We start from the raw sequence: 13,630 nt of genomic DNA, 5'->3' as shown, positions 1-13,630 counted from the left end.
CCGGCCTTCCTGGAAACGTTTTATTCAGAATACGTAGACTTGTGCAACGCCCGCCCAGCCTTGCTGAGCGGCGTCCGAGGCGATTAAATTCGCATATTTGTTTTCGAAGCGGCGCGCGTATAGTAAGCTCTCGAAAACAGAGTCACATTTAAAAAAAGCCTGAAGCTGGGCCGTCTCAATCACACACGCCGCTTTTCGGGGATCAGCTGTCCGCACGGAATGGAATGGCCGTTCGGTTTTTGCTATGCGCGAATCCCGAGCTGAGTCAACGTGTCTGAAACTTGTTCAGGTGCGTGCCGTCATCCTTAACGTTCGTTGACGAGAGGATCTGAATAATGGAACCCGCAACGCGGCAACTGATTTACGTTTCGCGTGACCCTAGCGCGGAATTGAATACGCGGTTTCACCAGCGCGGCTGGCACGTCGAAGTGGTGGGTTCGGCGCGCGATGTCCGTCGTGCCGTTCGCGCCGGTATGGCCGCGGGCGGTTTGCTCGATCTGTCGAGCCATTTCCAGCAACATGAGATCGCTGCGTTCGAATCGTGCCTGACGATGCCGAACGTCGGCTGGGTCGCCGCGACCATGCCCGGCCAACTGCAGGACGCCGCGCTGCGCCGGCTCGTGCGCGACTACTGTTTCGATTACGTAACGGTGCCGTACTCGGGCGACAGGATCGTCGACTCGGTGGGACACGCCTACGGCATGATCTCGCTCGGCGAGTCTGCCTCGAACGACGCCTCGCCGAGCGGCACCGAGGGCGAAATGGTCGGTTCGTGCGACGCGATGCTCGCTCTGTTCCGCTCGATCCGCAAGGTGGCGATGACCGATGCGCCGGTGTTTATCTCGGGCGAATCGGGTACCGGCAAGGAACTCACGGCGGTGGCGATCCACGAGCGTTCGTCGCGCCGCAGCGCGCCTTTTGTGCCGATCAACTGCGGCGCGATTCCGCCGCATCTGTTGCAATCCGAACTGTTCGGCTATGAGCGCGGTGCTTTCACGGGCGCCAACCAGCGCAAGATCGGCCGGGTTGAAGCCGCCAACGGTGGCACCCTGTTTCTCGACGAAATCGGCGATCTGCCGCTCGAAAGCCAGGCGAGCCTGCTGCGCTTCCTGCAGGAGCGCAAGGTCGAACGGCTGGGTGGCCACGGCGCGATCGACGTCGACGTGCGCATCATCTCGGCCACTCACGTCGATATGAATGCCGCGATGATCGAGGGGCGTTTCCGTTCGGACCTGTATCACCGCCTGTGCGTGCTGCAGATCGACGAACCGCCGTTGCGGGCACGTGGTAAGGATATCGAACTATTGGCGCGGCACATGCTGGAACGTTTCAAAAAGGATGCAAGCCGCCGCTTGCGCGGCTTTGCGCCCGATGCGATCGCCGCGCTGCACAACTACAGCTGGCCGGGCAACGTGCGCGAACTGATCAACCGGGTGCGGCGCGCCATCGTGATGTCGGAAGGGCGCGCGATTACGGCCCGCGATCTCGAGCTGGCGGAGTACGTGGAGATCGTGCCGGTTTCGCTTGCCCAGGCACGCGAAGCGGCGGAGCGGCAGGCTATCGAACTGGCGCTGTTGCGCCATCGCGGCCGCCTCGGCGACGCGGCGCAGGAACTGGGCATTTCGCGGGTCACGCTGTACCGTCTGCTGTGCGCGCATGGAATGCGCCATATGGAAGGCGAGCCCATCGTGCCGCATGCCGAGCCGGCCTCGGTGCCTCACATCTGAGACGCGTCGGACGCCCGTCGCCCGCGCTTGTTAGAATCGGGTTTTGTCGCAAAAAGTCCCAGGCGTTCGGCGCCGGGCCGAAGGAACCCGAATGAAACAATACCTCGACCTCGTCCGCTCGATTCTCGACACCGGCACGTGGCAGGAAAATCGCACTGGCATCCGCACCATCAGCATGCCCGGCGCGATGCTACGCTTCGATCTCCAGCAGGGTTTCCCCGCCGTCACGACCAAGAAGCTCGCGTTCAAGTCGGCCATTGGCGAGCTGGTGGGATTCCTGCGCGCGTCGCGCAGCGCGGCGGACTTTCGCGATCTGGGCTGCAAGGTGTGGGACGCGAACGCCAATCAGAATCCGCAATGGCTTGCCAATCCGTATCGCGAAGGTCCTGACGACCTCGGCGACGTGTACGGCGTGCAATGGCGCAAGTGGCCGGCCTACAAGGTGCTGGATGCGTCGGCGAGCGCGCAGCTCGCGGATGCGACCGGTCGCGGCTACCGGGTTATCACCGAGTTCGACGAAGACGGCAGCCGCAAGGTGCTGCTGTACAAGGCCATCGATCAGTTGCGGCAGTGTCTCGACACGATCATGCAGAACCCCGGCGACCGGCGCATTCTGTTTCATGCATGGAACCCTGCGGTGCTCGAAGAGATCGCCTTGCCGGCTTGCCACCTGCTTTATCAGTTTTTACCGAATGCGGCGCGGCATGAAATCTCGTTGTGCCTGTATATCCGCAGCAACGATGTGGGCCTCGGCACGCCGTTCAATCTGACCGAGGGCGCGGCCCTGCTGCATCTGGTCGGGCGGCTGACGGGCTATACGCCGCGCTGGTTTACGTACTTCATCGGCGACGCTCATATCTACGAAAATCAGCTCGACATGCTGCAACGGCAACTGACGCGCGAGCCGTATGAGAGCCCGCAGTTCGCGATCGACGAACGCGTGCCGGATTACGCGAAAACGGGCGTGTACGAGCCGGAGTGGCTGGAGAAGATCGAGCCGGCGGATTTCTCGCTGGTCGGTTATCGGCATCACGAGCCGCTGACCGCGCCGATGGCGGTTTGAGGCCGGCCTGGGGCCTCTCACGGTAAGCGCTTGCTCTGTTCGAGCAGTGACGGCGGGAGGCTGGAAGCTTGAGTGACCTTCATGCTCGTCAAAACGCTCATTATGGGCGTCGGCAAGCGGCGGCATTTGAAGCCATCTGTGAGTACGAAAGCGGCGCTGCTACCTCGCAAGCGCCGCTTTCGCCGGTGAGTACCCTTAGCCCTTGCGGTGCTCCTCGTGGCCGCCGTTATTCGAATGTTGCTCCGGATGCGGCTGAGGACGCGGTTGCTGAGCCTGTTGCGCGGGACGCGGTTCAGGGCGCGGCTGCTGGGCCTGCTGCGGATGATATTCCTGACGCGGCTGGGCCTGCGGCTGCGGCCGGGGTTCCTGGCGCGGGGCCTGCTGAGCCTGCTGCGGATGGTATTCCTGCCGCGGCTGGGCTTGCGGCTGCGGCCGGAGTTCCTCGCGCGGGGCCTGCTGAGCCTGTTGCGGGTGATATTCCTGACGCGGCTGCGGCTGGGGCTGGGGCCGTGCTTCTTCACGCGGGGCCTGCTGTGCCTCTTGCTGACGAGACTCCGCTGCACGTGCCTGCTGTTGCTGCTGCGCCTCGGGCGCCGGTGCGTGCGGCTGGGCATTGACTTCCCGCTCAGCCTGTTGAGGCGCACGCGCCGCCGGCGACGGATTCTCCCCCGGATGCGGCACACCACCATGCTCCTGCGCCTGCGGCGCGGCGAACGCACCTGGCTGCTGACGATTCTGCGGCTCGCCTGGTTGCTGCGCAACCGGCTCGCGTCCGGCGGCCTGCTGGGTTACACCGTGAGCCTGCCCTTGCTGACCCTGCTGCGCCTGCACGGCCATCGGCGTATGCGGCTGCGTCCACGCCGGCTCATGGTGAGCCTGTGCAGCGGTCTGCTGACCGGCCGTAAGCGCTGCAGCGCCATGCTGTGCGAACGTGCCCGGATTGCCGCCGGCCGCTTGCGGCGGACGCGGCACGCCGTTGTTCGGCTGCGGCCGCTCATTGGCTACCTGGGCCGGCGCGCCGGGCGTCCCCGGCCGTGCTGCCTGCTCAGGCACGCCATGAGGCGCTTGCGCCGCATTCTGCGCACCGCCGCCAAATGGCGCCGGCCGGCCGCCATTCGCAGCAGGCTCGCCGGGCCGCGGCGCACCCTGCGCGACACGCGGCTCGGCGCCGGGTGCCATGCGCGGCGAGTTCGCCTGGACTACGCGCACGTTCTGCGCCCCCGTCGCGGGTCCGCCATGCGCGCCTTGCGTTTGGGCAGCGGCGAAATGCGCCGGCACCGAGGTGCGCACGATCGGTTCGCCGGCGCCCGGCACCCGCCCGCCGCTTTGCGCAAAACGTTGCGCAAGCGTGTCGTGGTACGCCGGCGGGACGGCCGGACTGCGCGTTGCCACCACCGAGCGGGACATCACCGCTGCGGGCGGCCGATAGTTCGCGTTGCGCAAGCCGGAATCGAAGCTCTGACGCACCGGCGCGATGCCCGGGCCGCCCGGGTTGATCTGCGCATTGCGCCATTGTTGCGGGTCGACCTTCTGCGCGAAGCGGCCGACCGGCTGGCCATGCACGAAGGCTGTCGCCGGCACGGCGGTGACGCCGCCCGGTGCGCGGTAGTTGATGTAGGTGTTGTGAATGTTGGTGATGTTCGTGACATTCACGTTGCGGTTGTAGTTGTTGACCACCACCGTGTTGTTGACACGGTTGTAGTAACCGGGACTCCAGCCGCCCCAGCGCGGATGCCACGGTTCGCCCGGCCCGAGCGGGAACCAGGCCACGCCGGCCGCGGCCACGCCGCCGATCGCCAGACTCACGCCCCAGTTGAACGAGCCGCCTCCGCCGCCGACAAACGCGACCAGCGCCGGCGCATAGACGGGCGGCTCGCTGACGACGACCGGGCCCGGCACCCACGCCCAGGAATCGTCGACATAGGCCCAGCGGCCGTAGTGGTACGGCGCGAAGCCCCACGGCGCGTCGTCGACCCACGTCCAGCCCCACGGCGCCTGCCACACCCAGTGACCGTCGTGATAAGGCGCCCAGCCTGTCGGCACCACGCTCGGCACCCACACTTCGCCATACTGAGGACTGCTGCGCCAGCTGCCGTTCGCATCGAGGTCTTCGTAACCCGGCACGTCGCGCGACACGTAGCGCGCCGACACCGAGCGGTCTTCGGCCGCATCGCGACTCGCGGCCCATTGATCGAAGCCGTCGAGCCCCGGCGCGCCGTTATCGGCCACCTGCTGCAGGGCCGTGCCGGCAAAGCGGATCTGCTGGCCGGCGGCGACCGGCACCTGGCCGTTGTCGCCATACACGGTCGCGCTGCCGCTGCGCACCGTGACGGTCGTGCTGCTGCCGTCCGGCGCCACGTCCACGCGGTAATCGCCCGGGCCGTTCACGCCGAGCGCGAGATTCGGCGTGTCGATCTCGTAGGTCGAACCCGGCGCGAGTTCGCGCACGCGGGTCGACAGCGTGCCTTGCGCAACCTTGAGCTGCGCGCTGGTGTCGTCGAGATTGAGGATGTCGAGACTGGTCGTATCGCCGAGCCGCACCGCGGTCGAACCGATATGCAGTTCGGCGCGCGCGTTCTGGTCGTCCCAGAGCTGGTCGCCGGTGGTAAGCGGACGGTTGATCTGTGCGTAGGACCAGTCGGTCGCGCCGGCGGGCTCGGTGGTCACCGCGCCCGAGGTGTAGTTCAGGCGCGCCACACGTCCCGGCGGATCGGTATTTCCAGTGTTCTGCGCGACGGCCGGCGCATTGTCCGGCGGCGCTTCCTGAGCGAAGGTGGTCTGGGCTGCGAGCGTGAACACTGCCGCAGCAATCAGGGTGTAACCGGTGACGCGGCGCAGTGCGAGGCGGGGGGCGGTGAGCTTTTTCATGTTGTGTCTCTCAAACGGACGCTTCGTTTTTGCATCCGTGAAAGCACTCTACCGTCGCGGCCTGTTTCAAGGCGTCGACATTTGTAAGCCTCCTTACCTGCCGTGTAACAAAAAATGTGGCGGTTCAAATTCGCAATGAAACGGACGCTTCGATGTCGCCGGTTTGCGCTCAGTCCTTCAGAAAATCGTTGAACTGCTGGTGACCGGCCGGCGTGACCCGCAGGATGCGCGGCCGTTCGGTGCGCTCAACCCAGCCGTGGGTCGACCAGGCGTCGAGCAGGGCCGCGCCGAGCGCGCCGCCCAGGTGGGGCCGCCGCTCGCTCCAGTCGGGGCAAGTGCAGGCGAAGCGGCGCCGCCGGCTGTGCTGGCCGGCCACGTCGATGCCCCAGCGGGCGAGCTGGGCCGCGCCGTCCTCGGTGGCTTCGAGCGTGTTGCCGTGCAGGTTCAGCAGCTTGTGGCTCAGCATCCGCTCGAAGAGCTGCACCGACAGTTCGCCGGCCATGTGGTCGTAGCAGGTGCGCGCGTAGCGCATGTCGACCGGCACGGTGCGCGCCGGGCGCGGCGTCATGCGTTGCGGCGCGCTGACTTGCGCCACGTTGGCGAGCGCTTCGATGGAAGCCGCGATATCCGGCGAGGCAATCCGGAAGTAGCGGTGCCGGCCGCGCTCCTCGACGGCGAGCAGTCCACCTTCGGTGAGACGCGCCAGGTGGGCGCTGGCGGCGGACGGCGACAGGCCGGCCACCATCGTCAGTTCGCCGGCCGGGCGCGCGCTGCCGTCCATCAGCGCCCATAACATGGCGGCACGGCCGGGGTCGGCGAGCAGCGCGCCGATCCGGCTCAAGCCGGGGAAGTGATTCTGTTCATCGGACAGTGAAGCAGGCATGGCAGCCTCCTGAGGCTTGGCGCGCATGAGCGCTCGCCGACTTCTTCACTATATCGGAGTGCGGCATTCGACGTTTCAGTCTGGCGTGAACTATGAATGCGAGCGCGCGGGCAGCGTTGGGAAATGCAGGCGGGGCGGGCAGGACAGCGCGGCGCGCTTTCGCGCGACTGCGGGGCACCAGGCTAGAATCAAAACCTGTCTTCGGAGAAACACGCGCCCATGAAATTCCTGCTAGCCATTGCCGCTACCGTGCTGTTGTGCGCCGCCTGTGCGCAGGGCGGCTCGGCGCCGCCGAGCGCGGATTCGAGCGGCATCACGATGTACGGCACGGTCGACGAAGGCATTTCCTACCACAGCAAATGAAACGTAGTGCCGCTGCGCGCCGGCGCTCGCGACAACGTACGAGCGCGGCAACGGTGAATGCGGCGACGACGTTTGGCAGGAATTGATGCATCATTGGCATTTCTGCCAACGTCAGCTATGTGACGATCAGGCTTCGTTCTTCCTGCCATACGAGGCTTGCCGATGTCGTCATCGTCCGATGTTCCCACCGCCTGCGCCGACGCCCGCTCCGGTGCAGGTTCCACCGCTGCCGTCGACTCCGGCCGCTCCGCGCCGCAACCGGATCACCGGCGCGGCACCCGCGTGCTGGCGGTCTGTCAGGCGCTTTACACGTCCTCGGTCTCGATCGATCTGACGCTCACCGGCCTCGTCGGCTACAACCTCGCCGACGACAAAGCCTTCGCCACGCTGCCGTTTTCGCTGATCACCGTCGCCGCCGCGCTGACGACGGTCCTCGCCTCCTTCCTGATGGCGCGCATCGGCCGGCGTGCGGGCTTCCTGATTGGCGCCGGCGTCGGCGCGCTGGGCGGTTCGATTTCCGTGTGGGCGATTTTTCATCACAGTTTCTGGGCCTTCTGTGCGGGCACGGCGACGGTGGGCGTGTTTCAGGCCTTCGCGCAGTACTACCGCCTCGCCGCCGCCGATGCGGTGGCCGTGGACGCGAAGAGCCGCGCCATCTCGACGGTGCTGACCGGCGGCGTGGTCGCCGCCGTGCTCGGGCCGTTGCTCGCGGCATGGAGCAAGGACTGGCTCGCCCCGGTCGCATTCGCCGGTTCGTATGCGCTGGTGACGGCGCTGGGGCTGGCCTCGGTGGCGTTGCTGGCGCTGGCGTATCGCGACGTCGCGCCATCCACTCACGCCGGTTCCGCCGCCGCCTTTAAGGCCGTCGAAGGGCCGCGCCCGCTCGGCCAGATCGTCCGGCAGCCGATCTTCGTCGCCGCGCTGGCGAACAATGCTCTCGGCTACGCGGTGATGATGTTCGTGATGACCGCGACGCCGATTGCGGCGGTCGCCTGCGGGCACACGATCGGCGACGGCGCGCAGATCATCCAGTGGCACCTGGTCGGCATGTACGCGCCGTCGCTGTTCTCGGCACGGCTGATCCAGCGCTTCGGCGTGCTGCGCGTGATCGGCTGCGGGATCGTGCTGTCGGCGCTGTGCGGTGTGTTCGCGCTGCGCTCGACGGATCTGCCGCATTTCTACGCCGCGCTCGCCTGTCTCGGGGTGGGCTGGAATTTCATGTTCGTGGGCGGCACGACGCTGCTCGCACAATCGTACCGGCCGGCCGAGCGCGCCAAGACACAGGCGACGAGCGAGTTCACCACCTTCGCGTTTTCGGCGCTCGGTTCGCTGTTCGCGGGGCAGTTGCTCGCGCGTTTCGGCTGGGCGGCGATCAACGCGGCGATCTTCCCGCCGCTCGCGCTCGCCGCGGTGGCGACGCTCGGCTATGCCTGGTCGCGCGCCCGGCAACCGGCGTGGGTGTCGTGAGGGCGGTCGGTCGTCCGGTGGTCCGATTGGCTTCGATTGGGGAAACACGCTGATGGTCTCTTCGTTTGACGCTGTGGTTTCAGGTGCGGGTGAATTGCCTGGTGCAGAAGTGGCGCCCGAGGTGCGCCATGTGGTGTTCGCCGTGGCGCCTGAGTTGGTGCTGCTCGACGCGTGCGGTCCGCTCGAGGCGTTCTGGCGCGCCGAACTGACGATCGCAGCGCGCCGGACCACTCCGGCGGGCGCGCAGCCGGCGGCGCATGGCGGCGCGGCGGCGGTCTATCGGACGACGGTGGCGTCGATCGACGGCGGGGTGCTGCAGACGTTTCCGGGCCTGCCCGTGGTGACCTCGCGGCTGGATGCGCTCGACGACGAGCCGATCGACACGCTGATCGTCCCCGGCGTGCCGGTCGACGACGACGCGCCGTTGCAACCGGAACTCGTCGCGTGGCTCGCGCGCCGTGCACCCCAGGTGCGGCGCGTGTGCTCGGTATGCACCGGCGCGTTTTACCTGGCCGCCGCGGGCCTGCTCGACGGCCGCCGCGCGACGACCCACTGGCGCGACGCGGCGCTGCTCGCGCGGCGCTTTCCGAAGGTCGAGGTCGACGCCGATCCGATCTTCATCCGCGACGTGCGCGATGGCCGGGCGGTGTGGACCTCGGCGGGCGTGACGGCCGGCATCGATCTGGCGCTGGCGTTGATCGAAGAGGATCTCGGCCACGCGGTCGCCATGCAGGCCGCCCGGCGGCTGGTGGTGTTCATGAAGCGGCCGGGCGGCCAGTCGCAATTCAGCGCGGCGCTCGCGGCGCAAGCGTCGGCCGGCGGCCCGTTCGAGGCCCTGCATAGCTGGATGGCGGCGAATCTGCGCGACGACCTGTCGGTCGAGCGGCTCGCCGAGCGCACCCGCATGAGCCCGCGCACCTTTGCGCGGCGCTATGTCGACGAAGTGGGCCGCACGCCCGCCACGACCGTCGCGGCGCTGCGTCTGGAGGCCGCCTCGCGCTGGCTTGCCGAATCGCGCCGACCGCTCAAGCGGATTGCGCTCGAGTGCGGTTTCGGCAGCGAACAGAACCTGCGGCGGGCGTTCGTGCGCCGCTTCGGCGTGTTGCCGCTCGATTATCGCGAGCGCTTTGCCGCGGCGGAGCCGCTGTCCTGAGGCGCACGCCGCAGCGCCCGTTGCGACCCTTTCGCGGGAGGCAAAACAGCGTTACCGCCCTTCATTACGCGCCGCAGTCAAAATTGCACTCGTATAATCGGCTCCTTTCGACATTCGTTTGACCGGAGTCAAGATGAGCACCCCTGCCGCTGCGCCGCTGGACCGTTCTGAAACCACGTTCCGCTTTCTCGCCGAGCCGACCTCGGTCAACTTCGGCGGCAAGGTGCACGGGGGCGCGCTGATGAAGTGGATCGACGAGACCGCTTATGCGTGCGCCGCCGTCTGGTCCGGGCGCTACTGCGTGACGGTCAGCGTCGGCAATATCCGCTTTCGCCGGCCCATCCTCGTGGGCAACCTCGTCGAACTGCGTGCGCGCGTCGTCAACACGGGCCGCACCAGCATGCACATTCACGTGTCGGTGCAGGCGGGAGATCCAAAGGGCGGCGAACTGATGCAGACCACCGACTGCCTCGTCGTGATGGTGGCGGTCAACGAGAATGGGCATCCGGTGCCGGTGCCCGCGTACGTGCCCGAGACCGATGAACAGAAGCGCCTCGCCAAATACGCGCTGGACGTGAAAGAGGCGCTCGACGCCATCGTCGAACTCAAGCCGGAAGAAGTGGCCAAGGGCAAGATCTAAGCGCGCGGTGGGCTGCGCCGATCCTGCGGACCGGCGTCGCGCCCTAACGCGCCATCACCCCGGCGTATGGCCGACCATGTCGTGCGGCCGCACCCACTCGTCGAACTGCTGCTCGGTGACATAACCGAGCGCGAGCGCCGCTGCCTTCAGCGTGGTGCCTTCCTTATGGGCCTGCTTGGCGATCTTGGCGGCCTTGTCGTAGCCGATGTGCGGATTGAGCGCGGTGACCAGCATCAGCGACTCGTTGAGCAAGGTGTCGATGCGCTCGCGATTCGGCTCGATGCCCACCGCGCAGTTGTCGTTGAAGCTGTGCGCGCCGTCCGCGATCAGGCGGATCGATTGCAGCACGTTGTGCGCAATCATCGGACGGAATACGTTCAACTCGAAGTTGCCGCTCGCGCCGCCCATATTCACTGCGACGTCGTTGCCGAACACCTGGCAGCACAGCATGGTCATCGCTTCGGACTGGGTCGGATTGACCTTGCCCGGCATGATCGAGCTGCCCGGCTCGTTCTCCGGAATCGACAGCTCGCCGAGACCGCAACGCGGACCGCTCGCGAGCCAGCGCACGTCGTTGGCGATCTTCATCAGGCTGGCGGCCACGGTCTTGAGGGCGCCGTGCGCGAACACCAGCGCGTCGGCGGCGGCCATCACTTCGAACTTGTTGGGCGCCGACACGAACGGCACGCCGGTGAGCTTGCCGATCGCCGCCGCGACCTTGTCGGCGAACTGCGGATGCGCGTTCAGACCGGTGCCGACCGCGGTGCCGCCCTGCGCCAGTTCGTACAGATGCGGCAGCGCCGCTTCGACGTGGCGAATGCCGTGGTCGAGTTGCGCGACATAGCCGGAGAATTCCTGGCCGAGCGTGAGCGGCGTCGCATCCTGCAAGTGCGTGCGGCCGATCTTGACGATCCCGGCAAACGCCTTCGCCTTGCTGTCGAGCGTCGCGCGCAGCGTCTTCAGCGCCGGCACCAGATGCTTGACGATGCCCACTGCCGCCGCCACGTGCATGGCGGTCGGAAACACGTCGTTGGACGACTGGCCGCGGTTCACGTCGTCATTCGGATGCACCTTGCGCGCTTCGCCGCGCTCGCCGCCCAGCAGCTCGCTCGCACGGTTGGCAATCACCTCGTTGAGGTTCATGTTGGTCTGCGTGCCGGAGCCGGTCTGCCATACCGCCAGCGGAAATTCGCCGGCATGCTTGCCTTCGATGATCTCGTCGGCGGCCTGCATGATCGCGCGGGCCTTGCTCTCCTCGAGTACGCCGAGACCCTGGTTGACTTCGGCCGCCGCGCGCTTGATCACGGCCAGCGCCGTGATCAGTTCGGGCGACTGCTTCTCCGTCGAGATTTTGAAATTCTGCAGCGAGCGCTGGGTTTGTGCGCCCCACAGGCGAGCGTTCGGCACGGCAATCTCGCCGAACGTGTCGCGCTCCAATCGTACGTCTTCGGTCATGGTTCAACTCCGCTTTTGCTGAATAACTGCGCTGAATAATGCATGGTTTGGGTAGCCTGCGCGCCGCTGCCGCATGGCGCACATCAAAGCTGTCCCTGGACTGGCAATAGCAAGAATAGACCCGTCAGCAGATTCCGGTACAAACCTGCCTGCGGGTCGAAGTTATAGGTGCGCTGCTCGCCGTTCTCGACATCGGTCCATTCGAGTTGCGACTGCGGCGCTCCAATGTAGCGGAGTCCGGCGAGTTGTGCCGGCGTCGCCAGCGTGACGCGGTAGCTGACCTCGGGTGCCGTGGCGTGGTCGAACATCGTCGCCACTTGTCCGGCCAGCGCCGGGCTGTGGATCACGAGCGCCAGTTCGGTGTTCAGATTGGCCGAGCGTGGATCGAGATTCATCGAGCCGACGACGAGGATCTTGCGGTCGATCACATAGGTTTTCGCATGCAGGCTCGCGCGCGAACGCGAGCCTTCGACCGACGTACGCGAACTGCTCTGCTCCGGCTTGAACTCGTAGAGCTCGACACCGTTTTGCAACAGCGGCACGCGGTACGGGCTGTAGCCGGCCTGCACGGCGACGGCGTCGGTGGCGGCGAGCGAGTTGGTCAGCACCGCCACCCGCACGCCGCGCTGCGTGAGTTGCGCGAGCGCTTTCACGCCGGCATCGTGCGGCACGAAGTACGGCGACACCACCAGAAACTCCGTCTGCGCGTCCTTCATCAGTTCGACAAGCCGTTGCATCGGCGGACTGACGTAATCGGGCGACGGCTGATCGATCTTGCCGGGCGTATCGGCCTTGAATTCCGCCGGCGCCCAGGTCAGGCCGAGTTCGTCGTTCGCGATCTGCGCAGCGAGCGGCGTCGCGTTCAGCGGTTTCGCGTTATACGGGTCGGCGTTGGTGCGCCAGTGCTGGCGCAGGCTATCGCGCGTGGCGTCCAGCTCCTGCGGCGAGAAGGTCTGATGGTTCAGCGCCTTCAGCGGATAGGCGCCCGAACTGTTCCAGTACTCGTCGAAGCTGGCTGAGACGTCGGCGGTGATCGGGCCGGCGGCCAGCACGTCGAGATCGCGGAACTGCAGCGTCGGGCTTGCGCTGAAGTACTCGTCGCCGAGATTGCGGCCGCCGACGATCGCCAACTGGTTGTCCGCGATCATCGCCTTGTTGTGCATGCGGCGCGTGAACTGGTCGATCTTCGTCAGCAGGTTCGTGGTGCGCTCGAACACGCTGCGATGCGTGCTGCCGTACGGATTGAAGACGCGGATCTCGATGTTGGGATGCGAGTTCAAGCCCGCCATCACGTCGTCGATGTCCTTGAAGTTCAGGTCGTCGACCAGCATGCGCACCCGCACGCCGTGATCGGCCGCATACAGCGCGGCGCCGAGCAGCAGTTTGCCGGTGGTGTCCTCGTTGGCGATGTAGTACTGCATGTCGAGCGTCTTCGTCGCGGCGCGGGCCAGTGCGATACGCATCTGCAGCGCCTCGGTGCCGTTCGAGAGGACGCGAAAACCCGATTCGCCGGGATGGGCCAGTTCGACGGGGGCGAGGGCGGTGCTCAGTGCCGTGGTGGTGGTCACAGGCAGCGCGTGAGTGACCGGACGGTCGAAGGCGGCGGCGGGTGGCCGGCTCGCGCAGGCGGTCAAAAGTGCCGCGACGGTGCACAGCAACAGGCAACGCTTGCCGATGCGCGCCGCGGTTTGCGCTGCCGTGCGCATCGACGGCGTTATGCCTGCAGGACCCTGACGAGATTGCGACGCGATGTTGTTGTTGCTGTCGTACGCCGGCACGCTATTCCTCCGCTTGAGTCGGTGCGCGCACACGGCTTCGAAGCCGGCGCGCACCCGATGCTTCTGGGCGCTGTTGAGGAAAGCATTCTAAGGGGAATTGACCGGACGAGTGGCCCGATCGCGCAGTTGACGTGGATGCAGACGGTGCGCATCCTGTCTCGGCTTGGTGGCTTGCGTGCCGTTCAAGCCATCATGTGTGAGTGAATCTGTTCGTTATGCTAACGAATGACAAA

General features: G+C 66.4%; 10 protein-coding genes. 6 read left to right on the top strand and 4 right to left on the bottom strand.

Annotation, left to right across the window (positions count from 1 at the left end):
* Positions 1-335 precede the first annotated feature (335 nt).
* Positions 336-1,727 (top strand): sigma-54 dependent transcriptional regulator, encoded by a 1,392-nt coding sequence (locus tag BUS12_RS26430; protein WP_074300358.1) that lies wholly within the window; start codon positions 336-338, stop codon positions 1,725-1,727.
* 91 nt (positions 1,728-1,818) lie between these two features.
* Entirely contained in the window at positions 1,819-2,790 is a 972-nt protein-coding gene (locus BUS12_RS26425) for a thymidylate synthase (RefSeq protein WP_074300357.1), read from the top strand.
* A gap of 195 nt (positions 2,791-2,985) precedes the next feature.
* Here the strand turns inward: BUS12_RS26425 and BUS12_RS26420 are convergent, their stop codons facing one another.
* The gene (locus BUS12_RS26420) at positions 2,986-5,658 is read right to left on the bottom strand and encodes a DUF6600 domain-containing protein (protein WP_074300356.1); all 2,673 of its coding nucleotides are present in this window, start codon (positions 5,656-5,658) and stop codon (positions 2,986-2,988) included.
* 169 nt (positions 5,659-5,827) lie between these two features.
* On the bottom strand, positions 5,828-6,541 hold the full coding sequence (locus BUS12_RS26415; protein ID WP_074300355.1) for an ArsR/SmtB family transcription factor: 714 nt from the start codon (positions 6,539-6,541) through the stop codon (positions 5,828-5,830).
* A 219-nt stretch (positions 6,542-6,760) separates the two neighbouring features.
* Between BUS12_RS26415 and BUS12_RS38960 the strand changes: the two genes are divergently transcribed.
* The 4 genes from BUS12_RS38960 to BUS12_RS26400 all read left to right on the top strand — a co-directional run bounded on the left by BUS12_RS38960 (position 6,761) and on the right by BUS12_RS26400 (position 10,164).
* On the top strand, positions 6,761-6,904 hold the full coding sequence (locus BUS12_RS38960) for a hypothetical protein (protein WP_171991720.1): 144 nt from the start codon (positions 6,761-6,763) through the stop codon (positions 6,902-6,904).
* 162 nt (positions 6,905-7,066) lie between these two features.
* A complete protein-coding gene (locus BUS12_RS26410) occupies positions 7,067-8,371 on the top strand; it encodes an MFS transporter (RefSeq protein ID WP_074300354.1) in 1,305 nt (434 codons plus the stop codon).
* A 52-nt stretch (positions 8,372-8,423) separates the two neighbouring features.
* On the top strand, positions 8,424-9,524 hold the full coding sequence (locus tag BUS12_RS26405) for a GlxA family transcriptional regulator (protein ID WP_074300353.1): 1,101 nt from the start codon (positions 8,424-8,426) through the stop codon (positions 9,522-9,524).
* 133 nt (positions 9,525-9,657) lie between these two features.
* Positions 9,658-10,164, top strand: coding sequence for an acyl-CoA thioesterase (locus BUS12_RS26400; RefSeq protein ID WP_074300352.1), 507 nt, complete (start codon positions 9,658-9,660; stop codon positions 10,162-10,164).
* Positions 10,165-10,218: 54 nt separating this feature from the next.
* Here BUS12_RS26400 and fumC read toward each other — a convergent pair whose 3' ends face one another.
* Both fumC and BUS12_RS26390 read right to left on the bottom strand, forming a co-directional pair.
* On the bottom strand, positions 10,219-11,619 hold the full coding sequence (gene fumC, locus BUS12_RS26395; RefSeq protein ID WP_074300351.1) for a class II fumarate hydratase: 1,401 nt from the start codon (positions 11,617-11,619) through the stop codon (positions 10,219-10,221).
* Between the two features lie 83 nt (positions 11,620-11,702).
* Positions 11,703-13,325, bottom strand: coding sequence for a phospholipase D family protein (locus tag BUS12_RS26390; RefSeq protein ID WP_083640746.1), 1,623 nt, complete (start codon positions 13,323-13,325; stop codon positions 11,703-11,705).
* Positions 13,326-13,630 lie beyond the last annotated feature (305 nt).

It is taken from the genome of Paraburkholderia phenazinium (assembly GCF_900142845.1).
In the GTDB taxonomy this organism is placed as follows: domain Bacteria; phylum Pseudomonadota; class Gammaproteobacteria; order Burkholderiales; family Burkholderiaceae; genus Paraburkholderia; species Paraburkholderia phenazinium_A.
This window is presented reverse-complemented; position numbering and strand designations above follow the sequence as displayed.

Bases quoted from the DNA above. Each gene is read 5' to 3' on its own strand.
- BUS12_RS26430 (WP_074300358.1), top strand. From the start codon at position 336: ATGGAACCCGCAACGCGGCAACTGATTTACGTTTCGCGTGACCCTAGC.
- BUS12_RS26405 (WP_074300353.1), top strand. From the start codon at position 8,424: ATGGTCTCTTCGTTTGACGCTGTGGTTTCAGGTGCGGGTGAATTGCCT.
- BUS12_RS26400 (WP_074300352.1), top strand. From the start codon at position 9,658: ATGAGCACCCCTGCCGCTGCGCCGCTGGACCGTTCTGAAACCACGTTC.
- BUS12_RS26420 (WP_074300356.1), bottom strand. From the start codon at position 5,658: ATGAAAAAGCTCACCGCCCCCCGCCTCGCACTGCGCCGCGTCACCGGT.
- BUS12_RS26390 (WP_083640746.1), bottom strand. From the start codon at position 13,325: ATGCGCACGGCAGCGCAAACCGCGGCGCGCATCGGCAAGCGTTGCCTG.
- BUS12_RS26410 (WP_074300354.1), top strand. From the start codon at position 7,067: ATGTCGTCATCGTCCGATGTTCCCACCGCCTGCGCCGACGCCCGCTCC.
- BUS12_RS26425 (WP_074300357.1), top strand. From the start codon at position 1,819: ATGAAACAATACCTCGACCTCGTCCGCTCGATTCTCGACACCGGCACG.
- BUS12_RS26415 (WP_074300355.1), bottom strand. From the start codon at position 6,541: ATGCCTGCTTCACTGTCCGATGAACAGAATCACTTCCCCGGCTTGAGC.
- BUS12_RS38960 (WP_171991720.1), top strand. From the start codon at position 6,761: ATGAAATTCCTGCTAGCCATTGCCGCTACCGTGCTGTTGTGCGCCGCC.
- fumC (WP_074300351.1), bottom strand. From the start codon at position 11,619: ATGACCGAAGACGTACGATTGGAGCGCGACACGTTCGGCGAGATTGCC.